This window comes from Haloarcula sp. CBA1122, assembly GCF_009741785.1.
Classification (GTDB): domain Archaea; phylum Halobacteriota; class Halobacteria; order Halobacteriales; family Haloarculaceae; genus Haloarcula; species Haloarcula hispanica.
Map to the genome: position 1 here is coordinate 43,792 of NZ_WPCB01000003.1, position 26,160 is coordinate 69,951.

General features: G+C 62.4%; 22 protein-coding genes and 2 pseudogenes. 17 read left to right on the forward strand and 7 right to left on the reverse strand.

Annotated features, from left to right (window positions below; genetic code table 11):
• Window positions 1-232: 232 nt before the first annotated feature.
• Window positions 233-982 carry a helix-turn-helix domain-containing protein gene (locus tag GJ630_RS01835; protein WP_014030918.1) on the forward strand — a complete coding sequence of 250 codons (750 nt, stop codon included), beginning with the start codon at window positions 233-235 and terminating at the stop codon, window positions 980-982.
• A gap of 60 nt (window positions 983-1,042) precedes the next feature.
• On the forward strand, window positions 1,043-3,451 hold the full coding sequence (locus GJ630_RS01840; protein ID WP_191449300.1) for a cation-translocating P-type ATPase: 2,409 nt from the start codon (window positions 1,043-1,045) through the stop codon (window positions 3,449-3,451).
• Between the two features lie 148 nt (window positions 3,452-3,599).
• Here GJ630_RS01840 and GJ630_RS01845 read toward each other — a convergent pair whose 3' ends face one another.
• The gene (locus tag GJ630_RS01845; RefSeq protein WP_014030916.1) at window positions 3,600-4,838 is read right to left on the reverse strand and encodes an MgtC/SapB family protein; all 1,239 of its coding nucleotides are present in this window, start codon (window positions 4,836-4,838) and stop codon (window positions 3,600-3,602) included.
• Window positions 4,839-5,057: 219 nt separating this feature from the next.
• Window positions 5,058-6,623, reverse strand: coding sequence for an AarF/ABC1/UbiB kinase family protein (locus tag GJ630_RS01850; protein ID WP_050036539.1), 1,566 nt, complete (start codon window positions 6,621-6,623; stop codon window positions 5,058-5,060).
• Between the two features lie 289 nt (window positions 6,624-6,912).
• Here GJ630_RS01850 and GJ630_RS01855 point away from each other — a divergent pair, with 289 nt between their 5' ends.
• From GJ630_RS01855 to GJ630_RS01890, 8 genes are all read left to right on the forward strand, one after another.
• A complete protein-coding gene (locus GJ630_RS01855; protein ID WP_014030914.1) occupies window positions 6,913-7,407 on the forward strand; it encodes a hypothetical protein in 495 nt (164 codons plus the stop codon).
• A 3-nt stretch (window positions 7,408-7,410) separates the two neighbouring features.
• Window positions 7,411-8,916 carry a UbiD family decarboxylase gene (locus GJ630_RS01860; RefSeq protein ID WP_151104037.1) on the forward strand — a complete coding sequence of 502 codons (1,506 nt, stop codon included), beginning with the start codon at window positions 7,411-7,413 and terminating at the stop codon, window positions 8,914-8,916.
• Window positions 8,913-10,316 carry a UbiD family decarboxylase domain-containing protein gene (locus GJ630_RS01865; RefSeq protein ID WP_050036540.1) on the forward strand — a complete coding sequence of 468 codons (1,404 nt, stop codon included), beginning with the start codon at window positions 8,913-8,915 and terminating at the stop codon, window positions 10,314-10,316. Before GJ630_RS01860 ends, GJ630_RS01865 begins: the two co-directional genes overlap by 4 nt.
• Window positions 10,317-10,486: 170 nt before the next feature.
• The gene (locus tag GJ630_RS01870; protein ID WP_014030911.1) at window positions 10,487-12,169 is read left to right on the forward strand and encodes an acyl-CoA synthetase; all 1,683 of its coding nucleotides are present in this window, start codon (window positions 10,487-10,489) and stop codon (window positions 12,167-12,169) included.
• Window positions 12,170-12,214: 45 nt separating this feature from the next.
• Window positions 12,215-13,381 (forward strand): acyl-CoA dehydrogenase family protein, encoded by a 1,167-nt coding sequence (locus GJ630_RS01875; protein WP_191449301.1) that lies wholly within the window; start codon window positions 12,215-12,217, stop codon window positions 13,379-13,381.
• Window positions 13,381-15,159, forward strand: a complete 1,779-nt coding sequence (locus tag GJ630_RS01880; RefSeq protein ID WP_064287172.1) for an acetyl-CoA carboxylase biotin carboxylase subunit — start codon at window positions 13,381-13,383, stop codon at window positions 15,157-15,159. Before GJ630_RS01875 ends, GJ630_RS01880 begins: the two co-directional genes overlap by 1 nt.
• Window positions 15,160-15,161: 2 nt before the next feature.
• Complete coding sequence (locus tag GJ630_RS01885; RefSeq protein ID WP_014030908.1) at window positions 15,162-16,880, forward strand: acyl-CoA carboxylase subunit beta; 1,719 nt, start codon at window positions 15,162-15,164, stop codon at window positions 16,878-16,880.
• A gap of 3 nt (window positions 16,881-16,883) precedes the next feature.
• Complete coding sequence (locus GJ630_RS01890) at window positions 16,884-17,348, forward strand: MaoC family dehydratase (protein WP_191449302.1); 465 nt, start codon at window positions 16,884-16,886, stop codon at window positions 17,346-17,348.
• A gap of 41 nt (window positions 17,349-17,389) precedes the next feature.
• Here the strand turns inward: GJ630_RS01890 and GJ630_RS01895 are convergent, their stop codons facing one another.
• Complete coding sequence (locus GJ630_RS01895) at window positions 17,390-18,112, reverse strand: class I SAM-dependent methyltransferase (protein WP_014030906.1); 723 nt, start codon at window positions 18,110-18,112, stop codon at window positions 17,390-17,392.
• Between the two features lie 42 nt (window positions 18,113-18,154).
• A complete protein-coding gene (locus tag GJ630_RS01900; RefSeq protein ID WP_191449303.1) occupies window positions 18,155-18,988 on the reverse strand; it encodes a CoA ester lyase in 834 nt (277 codons plus the stop codon).
• 217 nt (window positions 18,989-19,205) lie between these two features.
• Here GJ630_RS01900 and GJ630_RS01905 point away from each other — a divergent pair, with 217 nt between their 5' ends.
• Window positions 19,206-20,081, forward strand: a complete 876-nt coding sequence (locus GJ630_RS01905; protein WP_064287168.1) for an amidohydrolase family protein — start codon at window positions 19,206-19,208, stop codon at window positions 20,079-20,081.
• On the opposite strand, the gene GJ630_RS01910 is transcribed toward GJ630_RS01905, so the two are convergent.
• Window positions 20,078-20,839, reverse strand: a complete 762-nt coding sequence (locus tag GJ630_RS01910) for an enoyl-CoA hydratase/isomerase family protein (RefSeq protein ID WP_050036548.1) — start codon at window positions 20,837-20,839, stop codon at window positions 20,078-20,080. The two genes, GJ630_RS01905 and GJ630_RS01910, sit on opposite strands and share 4 nt — an antisense overlap.
• Before the next feature lie 25 nt (window positions 20,840-20,864).
• Window positions 20,865-21,521 carry a helix-turn-helix domain-containing protein gene (locus GJ630_RS01915; RefSeq protein WP_080510010.1) on the reverse strand — a complete coding sequence of 219 codons (657 nt, stop codon included), beginning with the start codon at window positions 21,519-21,521 and terminating at the stop codon, window positions 20,865-20,867.
• Window positions 21,522-21,627: 106 nt separating this feature from the next.
• Between GJ630_RS01915 and paaA the strand changes: the two genes are divergently transcribed.
• The 6 genes and pseudogenes from paaA (at window position 21,628) to paaE (ending at window position 24,526) form a co-directional block, all read left to right on the forward strand.
• Window positions 21,628-22,569, forward strand: a complete 942-nt coding sequence (paaA, locus tag GJ630_RS01920; RefSeq protein WP_014030901.1) for a 1,2-phenylacetyl-CoA epoxidase subunit PaaA — start codon at window positions 21,628-21,630, stop codon at window positions 22,567-22,569.
• Between the two features lie 5 nt (window positions 22,570-22,574).
• Window positions 22,575-22,748: pseudogene (locus GJ630_RS20450) on the forward strand (PacF protein); the annotation flags it as partial.
• Window positions 22,749-22,802: 54 nt separating this feature from the next.
• Window positions 22,803-23,102, forward strand: a pseudogene (locus GJ630_RS20455) (PacF protein); the annotation flags it as partial.
• The gene (paaC, locus tag GJ630_RS01930; protein ID WP_191449304.1) at window positions 23,102-23,935 is read left to right on the forward strand and encodes a 1,2-phenylacetyl-CoA epoxidase subunit PaaC; all 834 of its coding nucleotides are present in this window, start codon (window positions 23,102-23,104) and stop codon (window positions 23,933-23,935) included. The pseudogene GJ630_RS20455 and the gene paaC, both read left to right, overlap by 1 nt.
• Entirely contained in the window at window positions 23,928-24,362 is a 435-nt protein-coding gene (paaD, locus tag GJ630_RS01935) for a 1,2-phenylacetyl-CoA epoxidase subunit PaaD (RefSeq protein WP_151104029.1), read from the forward strand. The genes paaC and paaD overlap by 8 nt, the downstream gene beginning before the upstream one ends.
• On the forward strand, window positions 24,359-24,526 hold the full coding sequence (gene paaE, locus GJ630_RS19415; RefSeq protein ID WP_004594293.1) for a 1,2-phenylacetyl-CoA epoxidase subunit PaaE: 168 nt from the start codon (window positions 24,359-24,361) through the stop codon (window positions 24,524-24,526). The genes paaD and paaE overlap by 4 nt, the downstream gene beginning before the upstream one ends.
• Window positions 24,527-24,626: 100 nt before the next feature.
• Here paaE and GJ630_RS01940 read toward each other — a convergent pair whose 3' ends face one another.
• A complete protein-coding gene (locus GJ630_RS01940) occupies window positions 24,627-26,078 on the reverse strand; it encodes an aldehyde dehydrogenase (RefSeq protein ID WP_191449305.1) in 1,452 nt (483 codons plus the stop codon).
• Between the last annotated feature and the right edge of the window lie 82 nt (window positions 26,079-26,160).

Here is a 26,160-nt window from a genome sequence, read left to right on the forward strand (position 1 = left end):
CCGCTGTTAGCCACCCCACTGGTTCCGCTGTTAGACGGAGAGCAGACATAGACAATCTCTCCGACGGAATTCCGGACCGCGAGCGACAAGCCATTGCGATCCAATGAATGCGGGGCCTGTTCGATACCGATGACGTGCTCTGACTGTCGTCAACGATGAGCGGAGCGTCCCGAAGTCAAGGCTGAACGGCATCGTCCCGACGTGTTTTATCGAACCGCTGCTTACGATGCGTATGCGCGAACTCGTTTTCGCTCTCGACTACGAGCCGGGCTGCAACAGGGTTGCAGACGCTCTCGCCGAACACCCCAACGCCCGTGTCCGCTCGCTCTCGCTGCACGCCACTGCTGACCGTCTCTGGCGCGTCGACCACGCTACCGGAACTCCCGAGGCGCTCGACGCCATCGAAGACGCCTTTCTCACCAGCGACTACTACGCCGACTGTCTCGCCACCGAGGACTGCGGAGCCACCCAGACCACTCGCGTCCTCGACCGCGCCGACGACACGCTTGTCCTCTACTCCGACTGGGAACGCACCCCCGCCTGTGCTTCGGTTCCCCACATCGCCCGCGATCACCTCGGAGAGGGCGTACTGTTCGAGACGCGCCACGAGGGGCATCACTATACGTGGCGACTCATTCACTCCGGCGAGGGTAACGTGGCCGCGTTCTTCGACGACCTCGCGGCGGCCGTCGGGGAAAGTGCCCAGATGGAGATACTCCGCACTGCGGACACGACGGCGTCGATGCGAGAATCCGACGGGACACAGGGTGCCCTATCGCCGGAGCAAGAGGCCGCACTCCGGGCCGCTGTCGAGCACGGTTACTACGAGTCACCCCGAGAGGTCGACGTCGGCGAGTTAGCCGAGCACCTCGACGTCCCCCGGTCGACGCTCACCTACCGACTGCGTCGGGCTGAGGAACAGCTGGCGAAGCAGTACGTCGCGGGCAGCCGAGTGGGCGAGGAGTCCTCGGTATCACGTTGACCCATCGGGTTGGAATATTCCAACAAAGCCTTATCGAACTCACGCGCCTATCATGAAGTGATGACAGAGAATCCGGATTCGACGGGGCAGGCAAGTGGGGGCGGTCAGCAACAGGAGTTGACTGTCCGCCTCACAGTCCCCGAAATGGATTGCCCCTCCTGTGCCCAGAAAGTCGACAAAAGTCTCCAGCGTGTCGACGGCGTTGTCGACACCACGCTCCAGCCGACCACCGGTACAGCCAGTGTCACGTACGATTCCGAACGCACGGGCGAGGCAGACGTGGTCAAGGCGATCGAGGCTGCTGGCTACGAGGTCGTCGGCGGCCCGGCCTCCGACGGCGATGAGCAAGCGGAGATGGGTGGCGGCGCCGATATCGCGCCGCCCTCGGAGGTCTGGACGAGTCCCCGCGCCATGAAGACGTGGATCGGCGCGGCGCTGGTCACGTTCGGTCTCCTCTTCGAGTTTCTCCTGACAGCACAGAATATCGCGGTGGCAAGTGTTCTCGGCTATCCACTGGCCGTTGCCGACGTGCTGTTCCTGGGGGCCGTCGCCGCCAGCGGCGCCCCTGTCGTCCGCAGCGGCTACTACTCGGCGAAGAATCTGAGCCTCGACATCGACCTGCTGATGGGGACGGCTATCATCGCCGCGACCGGTATCGGCTACTTCGTCGAGGCCGCGACGCTGGCTGTCCTGTTCAGCATCGCCGAGCTGCTCGAAGACTACGCGATGGACAGGGCACGGGACTCCCTGCGCGAGCTGATGGAGCTATCACCGGACGAGGCGACTGTCATGCGCGATGGCGAGGAAGTGACGGTGCCCGCCGACGAGGTGGAGATCGGCGAGACCGTGGTCGTCCGCCCCGGCGACAAAATCCCGCTCGACGGTACTGTCGTCGAGGGCGAGAGTGCGGTCGACCAGTCACCGATTACCGGCGAAAGTGTCCCCGTCGACAAGGCCGCTGGCGACGAAGTGTACGCCGGTGCCATCAACGAGGGTGGCTATCTCGAAGTGGAAGTCACGTCGACGGCGGGCGATTCGACGCTCTCGCGCATCATCGAGATGGTGCAGGGCGCACAGGCGAAAAAGACCGACACCGAGCAGTTCGTCGACCGGTTCTCGGGCTACTACACGCCGGTCGTCGTCGTGCTGGCGATTCTGACCGCCGCCATTCCGCCACTGGTCATCGCCGACCCAGTGTCAGTGAGCGTGGCCGGGTACGGCCTCACGTTCGCCGGTGACTGGCAGACGTGGTTCATCCGCGGGCTCACGCTGCTGGTGATTGCCTGCCCCTGTGCCTTCGTCATCTCGACGCCCGTCTCGGTGGTCTCGGGCATCACCAGCGCCGCGAAGAACGGCGTCCTCATCAAGGGCGGTAACTACCTCGAAGCGATGGGCGGGGTCGACGCCGTCGCCGTCGACAAGACGGGCACGCTCACGAAGGGCGAACTCGCCGTCACCGACGTCGTCCCTGCCGGCGACACGGATGCGGCGACGCTCCTCAGTCACGCCGCCGGACTGGAGCGGCGCAGCGAGCATCCGATCGCCACGGCGATCCTCGCCCGTGCAAACGAGGAGGGTGTGGGCGACCGCCCCGACCTGACGGGCTTCGAGAGCCTCACCGGGAAGGGTATCCGCGGGGAGATCGACGGCGAGACGTACTACGCGGGCAAGCCCGCGCTCTTCGAGGAACTGGGCTTCGATCTCTCGCGGGCCCGCCGCGACCCAGACGGTGTCCCCGGGAGCGGAGCGACCGGAGCCTCGTCAGCGCATCGGTCTGACGGTGGCATCGTGCCGGAAGAAACGGCTGCGTCCGACGACGGGGCGTTCGCCGAGGATGCACTCGCCGCACTGGAGCGGGAGGGCAAGACGGTCGTTATCGTCGGAACGGAGTCGAAGCTGCTGGGTGCCATCGCCATCGCCGACGAGGTACGCCCCGCCTCGAAGCAGGCTGTCCAGCGCTTACAGGAGCTGGGTGTCGAGCACGTCGTGATGCTGACCGGCGACAACGAGGGTACCGCCCGTGCTATCGCCGACGCGGTCGGCGTCGACGAGTACCGCGCCGAACTCCTGCCGGACGAGAAGGTCGATGCAGTCGAGGGGTTGCAGGCGGAGTACGGCGAGGTGGCGATGGTCGGCGACGGGATCAACGACGCGCCCGCGCTCGCCACCGCGGAAGTCGGTATCGCGATGGGCGCTGCCGGCACCGACACCGCGCTGGAAACGGCGGACATCGCACTAATGGGCGACGATATCGGGAAGCTCCCCTACCTGTACGAGCTGTCACACACCGCCAACGGCGTGATCCGGCAGAACATCTGGGTGAGCCTCGGCGCGAAGTTCCTGCTCGCACTGGGTGTCCCACTAGGGCTGGTTAGTGTCGCGCTCGCGGTCGTGGTCGGCGACATGGGGATGAGCCTCGGCGTCACCGGAAACGCGATGCGGCTGTCGCGAATCGAGCCGGACCGGTAATCTGACCGTCTGCCAGCCCATCACTGCGTTACAGGCTATTCTGCGGGCTTCTCGGAGCTTCCCGATATCTCGTACGTTCGCAGGTAGTTTCTTCACGGCTTCCGGACGCGATTTTTCGGGACTGACGTGGCTTCGGTGGCCCAACGGATTAGAGGACGACGACAGCGATGCCGGCGACGGCGACGATTCCAAGAGCGACCGTCACTCGCCGGCCCAGTTCGACCGTCCCCAGTAGCCACGCGAGTCCGGCTTTCGTGAGCGTATTCGCGATAGCGCCGATGACGATGCCGGTAGTCGCTACTTCGGGCGAGATCTCACCGTCCGCTTCGAGCGCGCTCAGCGTAAGCGTGATGGCGTCGACGTCAGCGAGCCCCGAGAGGAACGCAGTCGCATAGATACCCGAATCGCCGAACCAGGTATTCGCGGACTGGGACACGAGGAGCACGATAGCGAAAACAGCGCCGAAAAACAGTGCCGGTCGGAGACGAAACGGGTTCTTGAGATCGGTCTCGACCGCGGACTCTGTCGTCGATTGCCAGTAGACGATGCCGGCGATACCCACGCCGACACCAGTCATTACTCCGAGCGGAACGACGACGCGAGGGAGTAAGGCCGGGTTGACGACGGCGACCTCGACGAGTGCGCGCGGGAACATGACGATCGACGCGACGACAATCGAGAACGAGCCGATCTTGTAGAGCTCTGGAGTTTCACTGATCCGCTCGGCCATCGAGACCGTCGTCGCGGTCGAAGAGACGAACCCGCCGAGGATTCCCGTGAGGGCGATCCCCCGCTTGGCTCCGAGAAACCGGCTCAAGATGTAGGCAGCGAAGCTCAGGCCGGTGACAAAGCCGACCATCAGCCAGATGAACCGCGGATTGAGGCCGTATAGGACATCGAGTTCACGATCAGGCAGGATCGGCAGCACGACCACCACGACGAGGATGAATTTGAGCGAGGCACGGCGTTCCCGCTCGTCGATCTGGTCGACGAAACTGTGGATCATGGGTTTCGCCGACATGAGGACAGTGACACTCCCGCCGAGAATGATCGCGAACAGCATCCCGCGTTCGGAGGACACTGCCAACGCACCCAGAAGGACAGTGAGCAAGGCAGCGGTCACCGTCGTGAGTCCGATATCCCCTTCAGTCAGCACTTTCCCGGCATACGCGACGGTCAGGGGGACTGCAATAGCGAGGACAGTGACGGGTAAGAGGGCCGGAAAGAACGCCTGGGCGGTTGCACCGACGAGGGCAAACAGCGGAAACGTCCGGCTGCCAGCGAACGTGCCCCCAGATTTCGCCTGTTCCCGTTCCAGTCCGATGAGAGCACCAATACCGAATGCAACGAGGAGACGAAGGAGGAGCGAATCGATGATCGCGACCATTCTCTAGGGGTTCATGCCTCCAAGTTGTCAAACTTCGGGTGTGAGAGCCGGTATCGGTCGTCTGCTGTGGCGACTTCGGAGCCGTGCTCGGTTTTTCCCTGATGACCGGAGAACTGCGCGAGCCATTCCGGATGAGCCGACTACACCTGTGCCGTCACCTGCATTCCGACTCTCGGTCGGATTGCTGTTTGTTCTTCTGGAGACCCGGTGAGGCAGGAGCTACGACTCGATGTCGACGAGGTAGACGAGGAGAAAGCCGGCGGCGACGGCAAGTACTGGGATCTCGTACGGACGCTGGTGAAAGGTCAGAATCGCTGCTGCCACGATGAGCGCTCCGGCGATCACCGCGTAACCGAGATTCCGCTCCCCTATTCCATGTCCATCAGCCGGTTCCGTACGGACGACCAGTTCACCACGTTCGAGCCGATACAACGTTCGGTCGACTCGTGACGGGACCCGTGCCAGCGCGGGAAGCGACCGGCGCACGTCCGCCCACGTTTCCTCGATGATTGCGTCCAATTCACTCTCGATGAGGTTCTGTTCGACGAGAAACGAGCGAACAGCGGCGAGGAAGTCGAACTCCGGATCGAGCTGTCGACAGACGCCCTCACCGACGGTCCCGACCCGGATGAGTAGCATCACGTCCGGCGGAATCCGAAACGGGAACGCACGGAGGGTCGTCGTCAACTCCGTAATGATCTGCCGCCAGGTGATCTCCGACTGGCCTTCGAGGTTCTCGATGACGAGTTCGAGCACCCGGCCGACCTCGGCGCGGTTGACGTGTGGTTCGAGGACATCGAGCGCGATGAGCGCGTCCACCAGGTCGTCCACGTCACGACGGACGAGTGCCCGATAGAGGGCGATGATATCGTCCTGAACCGTCGGTGGCAGGCGTTCGCTCATGCCGAAATCGAAGAGTAACAGATGGCCGTCGTCTGTGACGCCGAGGTTGCCCGGATGGGGGTCAGCGTGGAACACGCCGTCGACGAGACCCATCTCCAGGTACACATTGATGATCCGTGTCGCCATCTCGTGTGGCGTCACGTCGACATCGTCGAAAGCGTCGTCGTCGGTTATTTTCCGACCGGTCAGATACTCCATAGCTAACACGCGCTCAGAGCACAGGTCTTCGTAGATGGCAGGGATGACGACTCGCTCATCGTCGTCGAAGTTCTCCCTGATATCGGCCATGATCGTCGCTTCACGCTTGAAATCCAACTCGTTCAGGATGATGTCCTCAAAATCGTCAGCCGCGTTTTGGATCGAATACTGCTGGCGTTCGGTAGCGAAGGGGCGAATCAGCGGAAGCAGCCCCCGGACCACCCGGAGGTCACGCGTTATCACGGGTTTCAATTCGGGACGTCGAACTTTCAGTGCGATTCGCTCACCCCGATAGTCTGCCGTATAGACGTACGCGAGCGACCCGCCGGCGACCGGTTCGAGCGTCGACTGATCGAGTTCGTCGCCCAGTTCTTCCGCGACGACGTGTTTTGGATCGCCCCCTGCACCCTCTGGCACTTCGTCCTGAAGGGTTCCGAAAACGTCGGCATACACCGGTGGAACGATATCTGGGCGCGTCGAGAGTACCTGCCCGACTTTGATGAAGGCCGGTCCGAGTTCGAGCATCGTATCCCGGATCTGCTCGGCCCGTTGTCGATGCTTCTCGTCTGGAACCTGTCTTCGTGAGCCAAAAAGGACGAACCGCCGACGGTCACGGAGAAATGACAGCGCGAAGGGTAAAAACCGGACGATAACGACCAGGTACCGGCGAAACAATCCGTTCATCTATCGAAGCGAAAACGGCTGAGTCGCGTCAATTGGCAGTGCATACTCTGGCTTCGATCAAGCGGCATATATAACTGAAGGAAACATTATACTGGCTCGTGTAAATATACACTTTCTGACAACCTCTCAATACTAGTGATCCGCGCATTTCAGCTCACAGAGCCCGATTCGAGCGACAAACCGTGCCTGGGATGCACGGGTCAGTGAAACGGTGGACTGACGACGGTACATATATGCAATAGGGACAAGAGGTTGCTAAGAACATCAGCAAAACAACTGAGGGCAGGTAATGTCGAACCACTACATCACGTCAGCAGACCATCTCCCCGAAGAAGCACAGACAGAGACCACACTACAGATCACGGATGCCCAAACGAAACGCATTTTCGAGGCACGCGTTCGGATTGCCAAAGACCCCGATGCGCTCACTGACCCGGAACCGCTAACAATCGTCGCCGGGCCACACGAGAGCGTCAGCGAGACCAGATACGTCGAACTGCTCGACGAGACTGAGGCGACTGGTATCGATCAGGAGCTGGTGACGCATCTGGCGGCCGAACAGGAGACGGCGTCGAACATCCTCAATACACGATCCGACGATCTGAAGGTCCTCTTACAGTATCTCGTCGAGACCGGCGAGTACGAGTCAACGGCCGATGCGCTTCGCGAGATCGCGTTCGACCAGCTCGCCACAGAACGACCGGCCCTGCTTGACGCCTACGCTGAGGTCCGCCGTGAACTCGACGACGACCCACTGAGGCGCGTGCTGGAACAACAGGAGTGATCTATGTCGGTTAGTTCGCTCCGCGAGTACCTCGATTTGCTCGACACGACCGGTTGGCTCCGGTCCTTTGACCAACCGGTGTCGTGGGACCTCGAAGCGAGCGCGGCGACGATGCTCGCCAATATCCGCGACGGCCCGATTCCGGTGTTCGAGTCCATCGCAGGGCTAGAGACGGAGTCGAAACTGGTTGGCGATCCGTACCGCGGCCCCCAGACGCGTCCCTGGGATCACTTCGCCCGCGCGCTGGGACTCTCAGGCGGCCTTTCGGGCCGTACGTACTACGACCGAGTGATTGATCGCCTCAACGCGCCACAAGCGCCCCGAACTGTCGCGAGCCAGGAGGCCCCCTGCAAAGAAACAGTGCGGACGGGGAACGAGGTCGACCTCCTGTCGTTTCCGTGGCCATATATCCATGAGGGCGACGGGGGACGGTACTCGAATCTCCACACCATCGTCGCACCGGACCCCGACACGGAGTGGGGGACCTGGTCGAGCCATCGCATGATGATCCACGACTCCTCCCAGGCCAGTCTGCTGTTACTGGCCGGCGAGCAGGTACCCAACCGCTACTACTACGACTACGAACCCCGGGGCGAACCGATGCCCGTCGCGGTCGTCATCGGTGCCGAACCCACCGTCGAGTGTACTGCGGATATGTGGATTCCGACAGGCCGGAGCGAAGCGGCATTCGCGGGCGGCCTGAAAAGCGAGCCTGTGGACCTCGTCCAGTGCGAAACCAATGACCTGTACGTCCCGGCGACGGCCGAGTTAGTTCTCGAAGGCCACGTTCGACCCGACGACCGCCTCGACGAGGGGCCGTTCGGCGACTACTTCGGCTACATGAACGGCCCGCGACGCTCCATGCCGGTGTTCGAGGTCGATGCGATCACCCACCGCCACGAACCGCGAATACCGTTTTGTGTCGAGGGGAGCGGTGTCGGATACGGGCAAAACTCGACCAGTACGCTCCGGCTCGTCGCGGCCGGCCCCGACGCGACTGTCGGTCTTCGGGCCGCCGGATTCGACGTTGCGATGGCGGTCCCGTGGCGATTCACCTCTCGCACCGTCTGGGTCATCGCGACGGATCGACCGTATCCGGGCTATCTCCACGAACTGGCGAACTTCATTTTCACGACGTGGGGGATGCTCCACATCGATTTCTTCGTGTTTGTCGACGCTGCTGTCGACCCGCTCGACCCACGGGCAGTCTTGACAGCTATCGCGCTTGAGGCCGATCCGGACGCCGACTTCCATCAGTTCGGCGTCGAGCGAATGCCGAAAGTTCCGCTCAACATCTACCAGACGCCCGACGAGAAGGGCAACGCGGACGTGGGGACGTCGAAGGCGAAGACGGCCAAAGCCTACATTGACGCAACGAGTGACGGTGACGCGGCGGAGATGGCAGCGACCACAGAAACCCGGAAGCGAGCCCAGGAGCGGCTGGTCGAAGCGGGCCTAAACGCTGCGCGGTTCGACCGGCTCGACGAGCGGGAGGGGCAGTCACAGTGATACCGTTCACGCAGTACGTCCGCGGACTGGCCGGCGACGACGACCTCGTCCGACTCAACGGCCCGTTCGAAGTCCCGGTGGACGTGCTTGCGGCGGAGGCGCTCCGCGCGAGTGGACCGGCGCTTCGATTCCAGCGAGCCGCCGGCAGTGATCTAGTTAGCGGTGTGTTCAGCGGCCCGGACCAGACACACCAGCGCGAGGCCAGGCCGTGGTCGCGGCTGTCGCTCGGCCTCGGACTCGACCCGGAAGCCACGCTCGTTGATCTACTGGAGACGATCAGCACTCTCGGCCCGGCCGGCGGGAACCTGGACCCGACATACACGGGTCAGGCGGCCTCGGGAACAGATATCGACGCACAGGACTTGCGGTTCCCGCAGGGCGAAACCGATACGTGGCCCGCAGTGACGCTTGGCGTCGCATCGGTCTCGACCGCTGACGGCACACACTGGGCACCGGTTCACGGCTCGGTCGTGGGCGGCGAGACGCTCAGAGTGCGCGTCCCGGACACGCTGTCGTCGCTTGTCAGTGAAGGGACGACAATAACGATAGCGCTCGGCGTGCCGCCGGCGGCGATCACGACGGCGTACCTGCTCGCTGTCACCGAGCAAACTGCCACGCCGATCCAGTCCTGTGGGGTGACCGGAACCGTCCCGCTCGTCCCGACCAACGGCGGCCTCGTCCCGAGCGCGACGGAGGTCGTCATGGAGACGACGGTCGTGGACTGCAAGCCGGACTTCCGGTCCGACCGTCGAGAGGGCTGGGAATACGTCATCGAGAGCGGCCCGCTCTCGCTGTCGGTCGAGCGCGTCCGCACTACTGAAAACCCGGTCATCCCCGTCTCCCCCGTCGGTCGCCCACTCGCGGATGACACCCGTCTCACGGGGCTCGTGACCGCCGCAGCGCTCTATCACCGACTCAACAACTACTGGGGCATCTCGCCAGTCGAATGGATTATGCTGCCGGCAGAGGCTGAACTCGGTATCTGTTTCGTCGCTAGTGACGTGCTCTACGGCGGCTTCGAGTGGCAACTCGCGAACATCCTCTTTTCGTTCTCGTCGCTTTTCGACACGGTCGTTATCGTCGATGAAGACGTTCCGCCACAGGACTTCGGCCGCGTTCTGGCCGATATCTGGCTGAAATCCCACCCCGCCCGCGACTGGACGTTCAGCGAACCGGATGCACCGGCAGCGACACGCCCTCACTATCGACGAGACAACGAAACCGGCTCGCGCCTGTACGTGAACGCGGCGTGGGACCCGCGCTGGAAGGAAACCTACATCGCGCCGCGAGTCACGTTCGAGAACTCCTTCCCGAACGACGTCCGCGACGTGGCTCGTGTCCTGTGGGACGAACCCGACACCGCTCCCGGAGAGACGACTGAAAACGAATCGCCCCACTGAATATGTCTCTCGCGTGTATATATCTTCGAATATGTTGTAATCAGTTCTGTTTACGCCATACTGAAATCGAATAATACCTAGGTAGGAATGAAAAATAAAATAGATTCAATACGTTTTTCGCAAAAAGTAACCGGTACAGTTATACCAGAATCCGGTATTCCGAGCGGTGTATGGTCACCAGCCACAACCTCCCGGACTACGACACAGCGCGAAACGAGTTCTCCTGGGACGATATATACGCGGCAGCGGACTGGGACGCACCAAACGAGCTGAACATCGGGCACGAAGTCGCCGACCGTCACGCGACCGACCGGGGCCAGGTCGCACTCTACCAGGTCGGGACCGACGGAGAGCTGTCGAAAATGACGTTCTGGGAGCTTGCTGACCGTTCGAGCCAGTTCGCCAACGTTCTCGACGACCTCGGGGTCGCCCAGGGTGACCGGGTCTTTTCATACATGCCCCGGATTCCGGAGCACTACGTGGCGCTGGTCGGCACGCTCAAACACGGTGCCGTCTGGGGAAGTGTCAACGAGCGGTTCGGCCCCGACGGCATCTCGTACCGTCTGGACGACTGCGACGCGAAGGTCGTCGTCACCACGACCGACAATCGCGACACGGTCGAAGACGCGCTGGACGAGGCCCCGTCGGTCGAACACGTACTCACCGTTGACCGCGGGGGCGGCGCACCCGCTGACGACGTGGTGTTCAATACCGCGCTTGATGGCGCGAGCACGGCGTACGAGGTCGCTGAGACCAGCGGGGAAGACGACGCGCTGCTGTACTACACTTCGGGAACGACCGGGCTGGCCAAGGGTGTCCTCCACAAACAGCGCTGGATCGCCGGCGTCGCGGCAACACAGAAGTACGCCGTGGACCTTCAAGACGGCGACCTGTACTGGTCGACCGGTGACCTCGGCTGGCTGACGGGTGCAATCAACACCCTCGGTGCCTGGTTCTGGGGTGCGTCGCTGTTCACGTACGAAGGCGAGTTCGACACCGACGAGTGGGCCGCCCTGCTCGACGAATACCCGATTAGCGTCCTGTTCTCGGTTCCGACGGCGTACCGGATGCTCCGAGAGAACGAGGAGGTCCTTGCGGATGTCGACCTCGATTTGCGGCATGCGCTTTCCATCGGCGAACCGCTCAGCGCTGGCGTCGTCGAGTGGGGAGAAGACGAACTCGGCGTCACGATTCTGGATACGTACGGCCAGACTGAGACCGGGAACATGATCATCAACAACTATCCAACGATGGACCTCCGGCCCGGGTCGATGGGGAAACCACTCCCCGGAATCGAGGCCGACATCGTCGACCCACAGAGCGGCGAGGTTCTGGAACCCGGTGAGACGGGCGAAATCGCACAGCGCGGCGACTACCCGTGTTTCTTCGCCGAGTTCTGGAACAAGCCCGAGAAGACCCAGCGGGCATTTATCGACGGTCCAGACGGGAAATGGTATCTCTCGGGTGATCTGGCACACAAAGACGAGGACGGCTACTTCTGGTTCGAGGGGCGTGCGGACGACGTGATCCTCTCTGCTGGCTACCGCATCGGGCCGTTCGAGGTCGAGAGTTCGCTGGGTGAACACGACGCGGTCGCCGAGGCGGCAGTCGTCCCCAAACCACACGAGGCGCGAGGGAACATCGTCAAGGCCTATGTCGTGCCGAGCGAGGACGCTGAGCCATCCGCCTCGCTCAAAGAAGACATCCAGAGCTACGTGAAAGAAGAGCTCTCAGCACACGAGTACCCGCGCGAAATCGAGTTCCGGGAGGGCCTACCCAAAACAGTGACCGGGAAAATTCGCCGAACCGAACTCCACGACGACGCCGAAGCAGAAGCCGAAGTCGAATCCTGACACAGGGTATCAAGCAGTACGAGTGCCAACGCAGACACAACCACAATGAATTTCGAAGAAACAGAGGAACGCTCGATGATTCGGTCGACCGCGGCGGACGTGGCGGCCGAGTACGGACCGGAGTACTGGCGCGAGAAAGAGGAAGCAGGCGAGTTCGGAGAGGCATTCTGGGACGAACTGGCCGCGGCCGGCTTCCACGGCCTGCTGGTCCCGCCGGAGTACGAAGGGGCTGGTATGGGCATCCAGGAGATGGGGCTGGTCATGGAGACGCTCTGTGCCGAGGGCTGTGGCATGGCAGGCACCTGGTATCTGGTGCTCACCGCCGGCATGGCCGCTGCCGGTATCAGCGAGAGCGGAACAGAAGCGCAGAAACGGACCTATCTGCCGGACATCGCCAACGGCAAGCGAAACTTCTCTATCGGCATCACGGAGCCCGAGGCCGGGACAAACACGCTGAACGTCGCCACCCGCGCGGAGAAAGACGGCGACGAGTACGTTCTGAACGGGAACAAGGCCTGGATTACCTTCGCCGACCGGGCTGACAACATGATTCTCGTCACGCGCACGACCCCACGCGACGAGGTCGAGCGCGGGACCGACGGTATAAGCCTGTTTATCGTCGATATGGACGACCCCGGCATCGACGTGTCCCCGATTCCCAAACACGGCATCAACTACTCGAAGTCCTGTGAAGTCTTCATCGAGGACGTTCGGGTCCCCGAGGAGAACCTCCTGGGGGAGGAAGACGACGGCTGGTGGACTCTGGTCGATATGCTGAACCCGGAACGCATCGGCTTTGCGGCCGCCGGGACCGGTATCGGCAAACTGGCCGCCGACACTGCTATCGAGTACGCTAGCGACCGGGAGGTGTTTGGCGCGCCTGTCGGGAGCCATCAGGCGGTGTCGTTCCCGATCACCAAGGCGTACGCACGCATGGAAACGGCGGCGCTCATGCGTGAGAAGGCCTCTTGGCTCTACGATCAGGGCGAGGAGTGTGGCTACGAGACAAACGTCGCAAAGGCGACGGCCGTCAGCGCTGGCATCGAAGCGGTCAAGCAATCCATGCAGGCGTTCGGCGGCTGGGGCTACGCGAAGGAGTACGACGTCGAACGCTGGTGGCGCGAAATCAACCTGACACGGCTGGCCCCGGTTTCCCAGCAGATGGCGTACAACCATATCGGCCAGCACCTCGGCTTCCCCAGATCCTACTAATGTTCGAGAAAGTCCTTGTCGCAAACCGCGGCGAAATCGCGGTCCGTGTGATGGCTGCGTGTGAAGAGCTGGGTATCGAAACGGTCGCCGTCTACAGCGATGCCGACCGCAACGCCGGCCACGTTGAGTACGCCGACGACGCATACAACGTCGGCCCGGCACCCGCAAGCGAGTCGTACCTCGACCAGACCGCGATACTCGATGTTGCCGAGCGGGCCGGGGCCGACGCGATCCATCCCGGGTACGGCTTCCTCGCCGAAAACGCTGAGTTCGCTGGCCGCGTCGAGGCTACCGACGGCATCACCTGGGTCGGGCCGCCAAGCGACGCAATGGAGACGCTGGGCGAAAAGACGAAAGCCCGGACGGTGATGCAGGATGCCGGCGTCCCGGTCGTCCCCGGCACGACGGACCTTGTCAGCGAGCCGGACGAAGTGCGCGAACTGGGTGCCGAGTACGGCTACCCCATCGCGATAAAAGCCGAAGGTGGCGGCGGCGGTCGTGGCATGAAGATCGTCCGGAGCGAGGCCGAGGTCGCGGAGGCGCTCAAGAGCGCGAAGCGCGAGGGGGAAGCCTACTTCGGCAACGATTCCGTGTACGTCGAAAAGTACCTCGAAGCACCGAAACACGTCGAAGTGCAGGTGCTTGCAGACGAACACGGCAACGTCCGTCATCTGGGCGAGCGCGACTGCTCGCTCCAGCGTCGCCACCAGAAGGTCATCGAGGAAGCCCCGAGTCCCGCTCTCGATGCCGAACTGCGGACGCAGATCGGCGAGGCCGCCAGACGCGGTGTCAGCGAAGCCGGGTACACGAACGCCGGCACGGTGGAGTTCCTCGTCGAGGACGGGGAGTTCTACTTCATGGAGGTGAACACCCGCATTCAGGTCGAACACACCGTCACCGAGGCTGTGACGGGCATCGACATCGTTCGCTGGCAGCTCCGGGTCGCCGCGGGCGAGCAACTGGACTTTACACAGGAGGACGTGTCGATAGACGGACACGCCGTCGAGTACCGAATCAACGCGGAGAACCCGGCCGAGGACTTCGCGCCGACGCCGGGACCGCTGACGACGTACGCGCCGCCAAGCAGTATCGGTGTGCGGCTCGACCACGCAGTCTCGCAGGGCGACGAGATCGGGGGCGACTACGACTCGATGATCGCGAAGCTCATCGTCGCTGGCGAGGACCGGGACCACTGTCTGGACCGGTCGAGGCGTGCCCTCGACCATTTCACCGTGGAGGGTGTCCACACGACCATCCCGTTCCATCGATTGATGCTGGACGACGACACGTTCCGCGCCGGGACGCACACGACGAAATACCTCGATCAGGAACTCGCCGACGATGCCCTTGACGCGGCCGTCGCGCGGTGGGGGACAGACGAGGTCGGCGGCAACACCTCATCGGCGTCGACGGACGAAATCGCCGTCGAAGTCGATGGGAAGCGCTTCGATGTCGTCGTTACGGACGGACTGCCCCGCGTCTCCGGTGATGGTAACGCCAGTGGCGGCTCCGGCAGTGGCGCTTCGGGCGGCAATTCATCCGGTGGCGGCCCGGTGGCCACGTCGGGTGCGATTACGGCTGAGATGCAGGGCACTATCCTCTCGACCGAAGTCGCGCCCGGTGACGATATCGCAGCGGGCGATGTCGTCTGCGTGCTGGAGGCGATGAAAATGGAAAACGACGTGGTGGCATCCACGGGCGGCACTGTCGCGTCCGTCCCGGTCGCGGAGGGCGACTCCGTAGACATGGGTGACACCTTGGTTGTACTGGAGGAGTAAGTATGCAAGTCAGAATTTCAGACGACGCGACCGAATCGGAAGCACAGGCCATTGCCGAGGCGCTGGCGACACACTTTGAGGACGACATTACCCTCGTCATTGACAGCGGCGAAACGGTCGCCAGTGCCACGTACGACAGCACTCGACGGGACGAATCCACGGAACCGGTCGACGACGACCTCGGTCCGACCGAACGCGAAGAGGCCCTGCGCGAGGAGATTGCAGAGATCCTCGAAGGCGGGCCGGAAAAGTACAAGGAGCAGTTACCTGAGGAGGGCAAGCTGTTCGTCCGGGACCGTATCGACCTGTGGTTCGGTGACGATTTCCTGTTCGAGGACGGGAAATTTGCGGAGTTCGACGCCGACGACCAGCTCCCGGCTGACGGGCTCATCACGGGGGCCGCGGAGTTCGAGGGCCGTGACCTGCATTTCATGGCCAACGATTACACGGTCAAACGTGGCAGCATGGCGGCAAAGGGTGTCGAGAAGTTCCTCCGGATGCAACAGCGGGCACTGAAAACCGGGCGACCGGTGCTGTATCTGATGGACTCCTCGGGCGGCCGTATCGACCAGCAGACGGGCTTTTTCGCCAACCGCGAAGGTATCGGGAAGTTCTACTACAACCACTCGATGCTATCGGGGCGGGTCCCGCAGATCTGTGTGCTGTACGGTCCCTGTATCGCCGGTGCAGCCTACACGCCGGTGTTCGCGGACTTCACCGTCATGGTTCGGGACATGAGCGCAATGGCCATCGCCAGCCCCCGGATGGTCGAAATGGTCACCGGCGAAAAGATCAGCCTCGACGACCTCGGAGGCCCTGCTGTCCACGCACAGCACTCCGGGAGTGCGGACCTCATCGCTGACGACGAGGAACACGCCCGCGAACTCGTCGCGAAACTCATCGGCTATCTGCCAGACAACGCCGACGAAGACCCACCACAGACCAGTGGGACGGCCCCGAAGCGCTCGCCGGAGGGTATTGACGCCGTTGTCCCGGACAAGCCGAACAAGGGTTACGATATGTTTGACGTGATTGAGCGGGTCGTCGACGCCGGGTCGACGCTCGAACTCCGGCCCGAATACGGCAAGGAGATAATCACGTCGTTCGCCCGGATAGACGGGCGGCCAGTCGGAGTTATCGCCAATCAGCCAGCCCAGCGTGCCGGGGCCATCTTCCCGGACGCGGCGGAGAAAGCCGCCCAGTTCATCTGGACCTGTGACGCCTACAACATCCCGCTGCTGTATCTCTGCGATACGCCGGGGTTCATGGCCGGGTCTGGCGTCGAGAAAGAGGGCATCCTCGAACAGGGCAAGAAGATGATCTACGCCACGTCTTCGGCGACAGTGCCCAAGCAGTCCGTTGTGGTCAGGAAGGCCTACGGCGCGGGCATTTACGCGATGTCCGGTCCCGCCTACGACCCCGAGTCGACAATCGGCCTTCCGAGTGGGGAAATCGCGATCATGGGACCTGAAGCGGCTATTAACGCCGTCTACGCCCGCAAGCTCTCCGAGATCGACGACGAGGACGAGCGACAGCAAAAGGAGCAGGAACTCCGCGAGGCCTACCGCGAGGATATCGACATTCATCGAATGGCTAGCGAGGTCGTCGTCGACGACATCGTCCCGCCGAGCGACCTCAGAACGGAACTGACAAACCGGTTTGCGTTCTACGAGACCGTCGAGAAAGACCTCCCGGACAAGAAACACGGGACCATCCTCTGAGCTATGACAGGACGCTACTACGAGGAGTTCGAGGTCGGCGAGGCCATCGAACACGAGAAGCGCCGTACGGTCAGCGAGCGCGACAATCAGCAGTTCTGCGATATGACGATGAACCAGCAGCCGCTCCATCTCGATGCTGAATTCGCGGCCGAGACGGAGTTCGGCGAACGACTGGTCAACGGACTCTACACGATGAGTGTCGCTGTCGGACTGACCATTCCAGAGACGACTGACGGCACCATCGTCGCGAACCTGTCCTACGACAGCGTCGAGCATCCGAACCCGGTGTTCCACGGCGACACGATTCGCGTGCAGTCGACCGTGACCGACAAACGCGAGACCAGCGACGGCGAACGCGGCGTCGTCACGATGCACGTCGAGGTGTTCAAACTCGCAGATTCGGACGACGTCCTCGTCTGTGAGTTCGACCGCACCGTGCTGTCGCTGAAACGGGACCACGCCGAGTGACGCTGTGACCGCTCGACGGACGAACCGCAGATTCAAGTCACCTATTCGGGCACACCGACGACCCAGCGCCATCGTTGCTCGAACGTGCCGTCGAGAGCGCCGAGGAGTTCACGGGCTTGCCGCACTCGTTTCTCCGTTTCGAGTTTCGGATAGAGCCGTGCGGCCATCGCGGGAATCGCGTGGAATAGCCGAATATTTTCGGCACTTGTCGAAAATTTCCAGGTTCCTGTAGTCGCCGAGAACTCAGCCGCGAGGGCGTCCCGAATAGCCGGTGTATCAGTCGGGGAGCGCGACTCGCGCTCGAACTGCTCGAACGCGTCTGTGCCGTCAGAATCGAACCAGCCAAGCGGTGCGACGGCCCCGACCACTCCACCAGACCGGAGGACTCTGGCAGCTTCCCGTACTGCAGTCGCTGGGTCGGGGACCAGAAAGAGCGAGGCGGTAAACGCGACGCCGTCGACTGACTGGTCACTGAGCGGCAGGTGGTCGAAATCGGCCTGCAGTCGGGCCGTGGACTCGATCTCGCTCAGCATCTCGCGGCTGATATCAAGGGCAATCGTGTCCGCTGTTGTCTCGGTGAATACGCGTGTGCTCACGCCTGTTCCTGCGCCCGCATCGAGAACTGTCCCGAGGCCGCCGTCAGTACGAGCATCCATCTCGGCGGCGAGCAGGCGTGCGAGCGACGTGAAGCGATTGGTCCGCCGCTCGTAGGTCGTGTAGGCGTCGACGCTGGCATCGAAGTTCTGCCGGACGACGTCTTTCATACGCGACAGCACAGCCAGGTCCCGGATAGGTGTTGCCGTTGACTACCGTTGACCGGCTTCGCGAGCGCGTTCGAGGACACGCTCCGCCTGTGCGATAAGCGGTGCGTCGATCATCTCCCCGTCGACCTCGAAAACCCCAGCATCGGTCTCGTTGTCGGCCGCAACAACGCGCTCAGCCCATGCTATCTCCTCGTCATCGGGGGTGAACGCGTCGTTGATGACCGCGACCTGATCTGGGTGGATTGCCATCTTCCCGTCGTACCCGAGTTGGGCAGCGAACTCAGTTGCGTCACGGAGGCCATCCAGATCGCCGTAGTCCGGGTAGATCGTATCGATTGCATCGATTCCTGCGGCGCTGGCCGCAACGACGACCCGCTGGCGTGCATAGAGCACCTCCCGTCCATCGCTGGTGCGACTCGCACCGATGTCGGCCGCGAGGTCTTCGGCCCCGAACAAGAGCGCATCGGTGGCATCGGCGGCTGCAATCTCCGCCGCGTTGAGGACGCTGGCGGCCGATTCCACCAGCGCAAGCACCGGGAGATCCGTATCGTGTTCTCTGAGGAGCCGTTCTAGTGCTTCGATGTCGCCGGCGGACCCGGCCTTGGGGAGCATCACGCTGTCAGGGCTGGCATCCGTCAGTATCGCTGCGAGGTCCGCTGTGGCGCTGACCCCTACGGGATTGATGCGAACGCAGATGTGGTTGTCCGAACTGACAGCCGAGAGTACTGATTGAACGGATTGACGTGCCTGCTCTTTATCCGCCGGTGCAACCGCATCCTCGAGGTCGAAGACGACGACATCGGCGTCGCCACCGGCCGCTTTCCGCATCAACTCCGTATTGTCACCCGGTGCGAACAGAACACTGCGACGAACCATAGCTGTGCCTTCACTCCCCGGTAGTAAGATTGTAGGGGATTGACGCCCGGCCATACCGGGGGTGAGCCTTCGTCTGGCGATTTGTTCGTCTGCCGCCGTTATCATCGGCTCTTCTCGATGCTGGTATCCTCAGCACGGTTCTCCACTCGCTCCGGCGAGTATTCTGCACAGCACAATCAGGCATGGATTTTTATGATACTGGGTAAAAGCTCCTTCTGTGACAACTGACCTCCCGGGTGTCGCCGACAGGCAACTGTTCGACACGCACGCGCACCAACCGACCAGTGAGTTCCTCCACGACGCCGGCGGCGAAATGATGCAAGACGCCGCCGACCGGTTCGGCACTGATCTGGAGACGTGGGACTACGACGAAATGCTCGCGGAGTACCACGAAGCGGGCGTCGGTGGCGCTGTCCTGCTTGGGTGGGATGCGGAAACGAACACCGGGAACCCGCCCGTCCCGAACGACTACGTCGCCGAGGTCCGGGACGAGTATTCCGACTTCTTCGTCGGGTTCGGAAGCGTCGACCCTCTGAAAGACGATTGTGTGCAGGAGGCAATCCGGTGCGTCGAGGATCTGGACCTCTCCGGGTTCAAGTTCCAGCAGATCGCACAGGGCTTTGACCCCTCGGACGAACGCCACGACCACCTGTGGAGTACCATCGAAGACCTCGGCGTCCCCGTCGTCTTTCACGGCGGCAACTCGACGCTCGGGGCCTGTAGCGCCGGCGGCCGTGGCCTGAAGGTCAAGTACGGCAACCCGATGCTCATCGACGACGTGGCCGCCGCCTATCCGGACCTCGACATCCTCATTGCCCATCCCGCGTTCCCGTGGGAGAAAGAGCAGTTGGCGATCTGCCAGCAGAAGGGCAACGTGTACATGGACCTCTCGGGCTGGGTGCCGAAGTACATCGACGATCAGGTCCTTCACTACGCCGGGACCGTTCTCAAAGACAAGGTGATGTTCGGCACCGATTACCCGATGATCGACCCCGAAACGTGGCTCGAATCGTTCGCCCGCGACACCGACTTCGACACGGACGTCCAGCGGAAGATTCTGTTCGAAAACGCACAGGAGTTTTTCCACCGCTAATCGAAGTCCGGGGTTCGACCGTCCAGAAACGCCTCGACACCACGCGAATGAGCCGGCGTATCGTACGCCAGTGACTGGATGCGTGCTTCTTGACGCAGCCCGGTCTGTAACGGCTGGCCGATGTTGTCGTGGATCGCTTCCTTCGCCAGCCCGAGGTTCGCCGTCGGCTGTGCCTGAAGCGTTTCGAGCAGGTCGGCCGTCCGCGCGTCGAGGTCACGCTGCTCGACAGCCTCGTTGATCAGGTCTATCTCGGCGGCGGTCTCGGCGTCGATCAGTTTCCCGGTGAACGCGAGTTCCTTGGTCTTCCTGAGCCCGATGAGCCGGGGGAGTATCGCGGTTGCGCCCATATCCGGCACGAGGCCGACGCTGATGAACGACGCACCGAACCGGGCGGACTGGGCGGCATACGCGAAATCAGCGACAGCCACGAGCGACAGCCCGGCACCGACCGCATCCCCGTTGACCTTCGCGACGACAGGCACCGGCGCTTCGAGGATGTTGCTGGCCACCCGACCCAGCGTCGTCCGGACCCGCTCGTAGGCTTCCGTCGCGGACTCCTCACGCTCGCTCATCGCCTCGATATCCCCGCCGGCACTGAAGGCGTCGCCGTCGCCGGTGAGGAGCACGGCATCGTGTGTCGCTGGGTCGAGGTCAGCGAGCGCAGCAGCGAGCTCAGTCGCGACCGCCCCGGTCATCGCGTTTTTGACATCGGGACGGTCGAATACGATTCGTCGAACAGCGCCGTCTTCAACGCGCATGGTCGTACTCACACGCGCGGGTACTTTACTCCCGGTCGTCGTCCGGTCGGCCTTCGCCGACGCCGCCGAACAGATGTGTGAGCAGCGAGTGCTGTGCGCGGTGGAGTCGTTCGAGGAACGCGGACTTACTGATACCGAGTTCGGCGGCGACTTCACTAGCGGTGGTCTGTCGTGGGACGACGAAGTAGCCCATCTCGACCGCGTACCGGAGACTTTCCGCCTGTGCCGGGGTCAGGTCCCACTGCTGGGCGATAGACGCGTCTTCTCTCGCACGCAGGGCGTACACCCGCTGTAGCTTCACGCCGACGGTTTCACCGGCCGTCTCCATGACCGTCTGGAGGATCTCGTGGCCCACCACAGCGCCAGTTAGAATCGCGTTTCCGTCCCGATAGGTCAGCGATTCCACCATGAAGCCCGCGCTGATGAGTTTGTGGACGACACACTGCTGGAGCGACAGACATCGGTAGTTGTACCGACCCTCGGTAACTGACTGGTAGAGATAGCGGATCCGGTCGTCGCCGTCGAGGTAGTCCCTGAGTTCCTCACTCGCCTGCGCGCTGAACCGCAACAGTACGTTACGGTCATCCCGGAGGAGTGGCGGGGCCGCCTCGATGGGCGTGCCAGTGGCACTACTCGCATCTGCCAGTGGACAGTCATCGCCCTCGATGCGAAATTCGACCATTAGACACTCCTCTATCATTGCCTCGTATATGTGCGGATATACTTATAAAACCCGTCTATATAGGGGCAAATTAGTATGAACATTCCTCACGATTTATGGGATACATATGAACGTTGACGAAGTCAAAGCCCGCGCTGGACCCCGGGAGTTCAGCCCGAAAGACGACCTTCCCGAAGAGTATCGGAAGGCAGCCACGCGGATGCTTGAATTCCACGCCAACAGCGAGATTATGGGGGCGTACCTCGAACGGCCCTTCATCAGACAAGCCCCGAGCATCGAGCGAAAGATGGCCTTCAGCGCGAAGGTGCAGGACGAAATCGGCCACGGCCAGATGCTCTACCGAGCGGCGGAGTCGCTCGGTATCAAGACCCGCGAAGAGATGCTCGACGACCTGGCGAACGGGGACGGAAAGTTCCTGAACTGCTTCCACTACCCGATGGAGAGCTACGTCGAGACGCCGATGATCGCGTTCTTTGTCGACGGGGCTGCGATGCGTCGTCAGGCGACCCTGAAAAAGTCCAGCTGGGAGCCGTACGCCCACGCGATGGACAAGATCTGCTTCGAAGAGGGGATGCACGTCAAGCACGGTGAGTCGATCCTCCGCGAACTGATGAACGGCTCCCGGAGGGAACAGCGCATGACTCAGGAGGCCTTCGAAGAGTGGTGGCCGCGAATCCTGCAGTTCTTCGGCCCGACCGACGACCAGAGCACCCACCACGACTTCGCTGCGGAAGTCGGGCTGAAGACGTGTACGAACGACGAGCTTCGGAACGCGTTCCTCAACACCTACATCCCGAAGGCGAAAAAATACGGGCTGGAGATGCCCGACGAGCCACGCATTCGGGACAACGGTGACGGGACCTACGAGGTCGTCGAGGACGACCTTGACTGGGACGAGTTCTTCACCGTCTCGCAGAACGAATATGACGGCAGCATCGAACAGATTTCCGGTCGCCGGCAGGCCCAGGAAGCGGTGCAGTGGGTCCGTGACATGATGGACGACCAGACGACGACGAACAGTGGCCCGCAGTCACAGGCGGCGGACTGAGAACGATGATCTGGGAAGTATTCCGACAACAGAGTCCGGACGCGGATTTCGTTCACTGCCGGGACGTCCACGCACCCGACCGAGAGATGGCGAAGCAGTTTTCGGTCATCCAGCACGGACGGCGGAAGCCGACCCACGCGCTCTGGGTTGCCCCGCAAGAGAAAATCACGCAGGTCGATCCTGACGCAGAGAGCCATGGCGAGGTCGGAAACAGCGCCGAGAAACCGTGGGCTGTCTTCCGGCAGGACCAGCCCGGCGGGTATCACACGCACTGCGGTGATGTCGAAGCCCCCAGCACCGCCGGCGCAGAACAGGCGGCGATTGCGGCGTTCACTGACGACGACCCCAACAGTCTCTGGGTCGTACAGCACCAGTACATCGGTGAAGTCACCGAGGACGACGTGAGCTTCGGCGGAACGACCAACAAGTCCTACCGGTTCGCACAGACGTACAACGTCGATCCGGCTGCTGAGGAGGTCGAAGCCTCCGAATCCGAGCAGATAGAAGCGGAGAAACAGCGAGGTGAAATCTAATGGCAACAACGGAATCCGACCTCGGCGGTCCAGCCGACCTGTCCGAGGACGAACAGCGCGCAGTCGAGGCACAGCTACTCCGACTCGCCGACGACGAACTGGTTCAGGCCGAACGCTACACGTTCTGGCAGGTGCGTGCGCCGACACTGGAATCGGATCTCTCGATTTCGAACAACGCACAGGACGAGCTGGGCCACGCCCGACTGTGGTACGATGCGGTACAGCAACTCGGCTACTCCGAGGAATCGCTCATCTACGAGAGCGACCCCAGCGACTTCCAGCACAGTACGCTCGTCGAGCTACCGTTTGCGGAAGGTGACTGGGCCGATGCTATCGTCAGAGCGTACCTCTACGACGTCGCTGAAGACATCCGCCTCTCTGCGCTCGAGGACTCGTCGTACGAAATCATCCGGAACAGAACGAGTCGCATCCAGGGCGAGGAAGGCTATCACCTCGAACACGCCGAGAGCTGGCTGGACCGGATGGCACTGGACGAGGAGGCCAGCGAACGCGTTCAGGCGGCTATCGACGAGCTCTACCCGTACGCCCTCACGCTGTTCGAACCCGTTGGCGACGTGGAGGCCGACATCGACCGGCTGGGCATCCGCACGATGACCCTCGACGAGATGCGCACCGAGTGGGAGATCCGCGTCGAATCGTTCCTGACCGAACTGGGGTTCGACGTGCCGACCGATGCTGCCCCCGCAACGCCGGCAGGCCGGGACAACGAACACACCGACCACTGGCACGACCTACACGACGAAATGACGGCCAGTTACCGGAATCTGGGCCGTGACGAAGCGACGCTGATAATGGCGGCCGACGATGAGTAGCGACTACGACCGGCCACGCGCGGACGCTGATGCTACCGCGTGTTCGTACACCGACTACGAGACCAAAGACCACGCAGCGGACGACGTGCCGGCCACGGGCGAAGACGCCGACGGCATTGAACGCGACGTGTGGGCGGCGCTGTATCAGGTCGAGGACCCGGAGATGCCGGTCAGCATCGTCGACCTGGGCCTCATATACGGGCTCGACGTATCCGACGGTGACGTCACGGTCGACATGACGCTCACCTACAGCGGCTGTCCGGCGCGCGAGATAATCCTCGGGGAGGTCGAGGAGGCCGCCGAGAGTGTCGACGGAATCGAGACCGCGTCGGTCCGACTGGTCTGGGCCCCGGACTGGTCGATTGATCTGGTCACAGAACAGGGCAAAGAAGCGCTGCGGGACTTCGGCATGAGTTTCGACGGATGAGTGAACCCGACCCCAGTGTCACGACCAGCGGCGAACAGACGGGCGCTGAGTGCCCGTACTGTGGCTCGACCGACACCGAGCGGAAACACCCACGCGGGCCGTCGCGGTGCCAGTCGATTCATTACTGCAACGAGTGCCTGCAGCAGTTCAAAAAGTTCGAGTAAGCAGTTATTACTCGCTAGTTTTGCCTTCGGAGTTTCACAGCGTGAGGCAGAGCGGTGGAACTGTTGCTGGCTGCCTGGGCACGACTCGTCGGGGGAAGTTTCAGCCGAGGTTGATGTGGACGTTTTTCACCTCGGTGTAGGCCTCGATAGCCTGCTCGCCCTGTGCGCGGCCGTGGCCGCTCTGTTTCGTGCCGCCAAAGGGTGTCTGTGGCCAGGTGTTGGGCGTCTCGTTGACCATCACCATCCCGTAGTCCAGGCTGTCTGTGACGGTGTGTGCGCGAGTCAGGTCGTTCGTCCAGACGCAGGCGGTGAGGCCAAACGGTGAATCGTTTGCGACCGCAATCGCTTCTTCCTCGTCGCTCACTTCGATTGCGGTGAGCACGGGACCGAAGATCTCCTCCTGTGCAATCGTCATCCCGTTGTCCACGTCGGCAAAGACGGTCGGCTCGACGAAGTGACCGGTGTCTCTGTCCGCAGGAACGCCACCACCAGCCACAACAGTCGCACCCTCCTCCTTGCCGGTCTCGATGTAGTCGAGTATCTCCTGTTGCTGGCCCGCGCTGACGACTGGTCCCATCTGCCCATCGTCGTCGATGCCACCGCCGAGTGGGATGTTCTCTGCGATCTCTGCCATCCGGGAGACCATCTCGTCGTAGACGTCCTCGTGAACGACGATACGCGAGTTCGCCCAGCACATCTGCCCGGCGTTCATGAAAATCCCGTACTGGATGCCGCGGGCGGCGGCATCGAGGTCAGCGTCGGGGAACACGACTGCCGGCCCCTTCCCGCCGAGTTCGAGCGTCACGTCGGCGACCGCGTTGGCAGCACTGCGCTGGACCGTCTTTCCGACACCTGTACTCCCGGTGAAGGTGACGTGATCGACGCCCTCGTGTCCGGTGAGTGCGTCGCCGGCCTCGGAGCCCTTCCCGGGAACAACGTTGACGACACCATCCGGAAGGCCCGCTTCTTCGGCGGCTTTCGCGTAGTACAGCGCCGACAGCGGCGTCATAGCGGACGGTTTGAGGATAACGCTGTTCCCCGCCGCCAGCGCCGGTGCCAGGCCGCGGCCGGCGAGCTGGAAGGGATAGTTCCACGGCGCGATGTGTGCGGTCACACCGACCGGCTCACGAACGGTGTAGTTGAGCCGGCCGTCCTCGACGGGAATCTCGTCGCCGCGTATCTTGTCCGTCCACCCGGCGTAATGGCGGAACGTATCGACGACCATGTCGATTTCAAGCCCGGCTTCGAAGGGGGTTTTCCCGTTGTCGTGGGATTCGACCATGGAGAGCTCGTCTTTCATCTCCTCGATGGCGTCGGCCATCGCATGGATTTTCGCCCGGCGCGTTCCCGGGTCCATCGTCGCCCACTCGGAACCGTCTGCGACGGCTGCCCGTGCTGCCTGTACTGCCTCGTCGATATCTGTCGCCTCGGCCTTCTGTACCGACGCGTAGGGCTGCTCAGTTGCTGGGTCCTCCGTCTCAATGCTGTCGCCGTTGGTCGCTTCTCGCCATTCTCCGCCGATATACAGGTCTGTCGGGCCGGTGTACTCCATTGCAATAACAGAGGGAGTGCGCGGCGTCTTAGTTGTTATTATTGATCATTAATGTCTGGGTGGCGAGAGCGCGATCCTCGAT